Annotated in this window: 2 protein-coding genes; both read left to right on the top strand. The window is 59.6% G+C overall.

The annotated features are described in order from the left end of the window. On the top strand, positions 1–234 hold a 234-nt coding region (locus tag ACOVRA_RS10890), incomplete at its 5' end, for a hypothetical protein (protein WP_421720309.1). A 1-nt stretch (position 235) separates the two neighbouring features. Beyond that, positions 236–1,729: Ppx/GppA family phosphatase (locus ACOVRA_RS10885; protein ID WP_421720308.1), on the top strand; the 1,494-nt coding region annotated here is incomplete at its 3' end.

Raw genomic sequence — 1,729 nt, 5'->3', positions numbered from 1 at the left:
GATCAGATCATGGTCGCCAATCTGGCCGATGAGGCGCAAAGCTGGTCGATGCAGCCAGACGGGACCTATCAGCGGGTTGTGCCGGTCAATGAGGCAGAGCCCTTCAATGTGCATACGTGGTTCATGGAGAACCCAAGCCTGTCCGGTCGTGGCCGCGCGGCCAGTCTAACTCGCCCTAATGCCCCGCGCGCCAAAGCGCGCCGGAAGTCATCGCGCAGCAGCACCAAGGCCTGATATGCCCAATCGTTTTGTCTTTAACCCGCTGCGCGACCAAGCGGTGATTGATATTGGCTCCAACTCCGTCCGTCTGGTGATTTACCGGGTGGAAGGCCGCGCCAATGCCCCCATTTTAAACGAGAAGGTCTTGGCAGGTCTGGGCCGGGGTGTGCCCGAGACCGGCAAGTTAAACCCGATTGGCGTACGCCGGGCGTTGGAAGCGTTGCGCCGCTTTCGTCTGTTGGTCGACGCGATTGGCGTGCAGACAATCCATGCCGTGGCAACCGCTGCCGTGCGCGATGCCAGTGACGGGCCAGAATTTGTCGATCAGATCCGCGCCGAGACAGGTTTTGACGTCAAGATTATTTCAGGTCCCGAAGAAGGCCGCCTGTCCGCCTTGGGTGTTTTGGCCGGGGCACCTGGTGCTGGGGGCATCGCGGGCGATTTGGGTGGTTCTAGCCTTGAATTGGTCTCCTTGAGCCCTGACGGACCGGGCAAAGCCGAGAGCTGGCCTTTGGGGCCCTTAGCCATGGGCGTGACCGACAGCTTTGATGTGGCCGATATGCGAAAGCGCATCGACACGGTGCTGGCGAAATCCGATGTGCTGCCACTGGGTCGTGGAACTGAATTGCATGCGGTTGGCGGCGCTTGGCGGGCGATTGCCAAGATTGACATGATCACCCGCAATTACCCCCTGCAGGTCCTGCATAATTATGCCATGACGCGGGCCGAGGCGATCACCATTTGCGACTTTGTCTCGGGCCAAAGCAAGCGCTCGCTGGAGCGCATTGATGGTTCAACCGGCAAGCGCGCCGAGACCTTGCCCTATGCCGCCACTTTGCTGCGTGCCCTGTTAGACCATGGTGCCTTTGACAGCGTCATCATCTCATCCCACGGGCTACGCGAAGGCATTTTGCTGGAGGAATTAAGCCCCGAAGAGCGCGCGCAAGACCCGCTGGTGGCTGGCGCTATTGCCATGATCGGTTCTGACCCCCGCATGCGGGAGTTTGGCGAAGCCCTATTCTGGTGGGTGATGCCTGTCTTCGAAGATTTGCCACGCCTGTTCCCCGATCGACGCGGCGAGATTTTGCGGGCTGCCGCCTGTATGTTGGCCGACGTTGGCGCTACTCTTCACCCTGATGATCGTGCCCGCATTGCATTTGAAATTGTCTTGCGCGCGCCCTATCCAGCCGCCTCCCATATTGAACGTGTCTTCCTCGCCCGGGTCTCGGCCCGCCGCTATGGTGCGAAGCTGGATGAGATTGAGCCCAATTTGGTCAAGCGTTTGTTGGATGAAGAGCGCCTTGTGCGCGCGGATGCTTTGGGGGCCGCAATTCGTTTGGGCGCAGAGCTTTCGGGCAGGTCCGCCCATCTTTTGACCCAAACCAAATTGAGCCATCGCGACGGCAAACTAACCCTGTCGACAAGCCCAGAGTTTAAGGGCCTCTTTGCCGAGCAAGCCCTCAAGCGCCTTGATCAACTCGGCCAAACTCTCAAGACTCCGGTTGCGACT

The sequence above is a fragment of the Aquidulcibacter sp. genome (assembly GCF_049239865.1).
GTDB lineage: Bacteria > Pseudomonadota > Alphaproteobacteria > Caulobacterales > Aquidulcibacteraceae > Aquidulcibacter.
This window is presented reverse-complemented; position numbering and strand designations above follow the sequence as displayed.